The sequence below is a fragment of the Oleiphilus sp. HI0061 genome, from assembly GCF_001635675.1.
This window is the reverse complement of the sequence record NZ_LWFE01000964.1, coordinates 1-417: the sequence shown is the minus strand read 5'-3', so window position 1 is coordinate 417 and position 417 is coordinate 1. Positions and strand designations below refer to the sequence as shown.

Here is a 417-nt window from a genome sequence, read left to right as displayed (position 1 = left end):
CAAAATCTACGGTTAAATCAAGGTTTGGTGCAATAGCTTCCAAACGCTCCATAATCTTTGGACCAATATATAACTGTGCAGATGTCGTCTTGGTTTCTCCTGGAGCGACTTCGATTGCAGGGCTAATAAAGCCCATCAAATATCGACCGCCTTTCACGCGTGTTTGATAAGTATGAGTAACGCCATTATCTGGGATCCAGGCACTTAGGAAGTAATGCTGAATAAATGCAACCCAACCACCATGAATTTGTTCATTGATAGGGGAGTCAAGCATGTCTTCAAAGTCATATTTCTCGTAAGGTTTTTCAGCGCTTGAAAGCGCCATTCCCAAAAATGACTGCATACCCATACTATTTTGGCTCGATGGGTCAGAGGAACGATCTCTTACAATCTTTCCAGACAGGTTTGCCTGCCAGT

The 417-nt window shown here is 43.2% G+C and carries 1 protein-coding gene; it reads right to left on the bottom strand.

Annotation, left to right across the window (positions count from 1 at the left end; all coding sequences use genetic code 11):
* The coding region (gene yidC / locus A3735_RS11235; protein ID WP_156499626.1) for a membrane protein insertase YidC at positions 1 to 417 on the bottom strand (417 nt) is incomplete at both ends.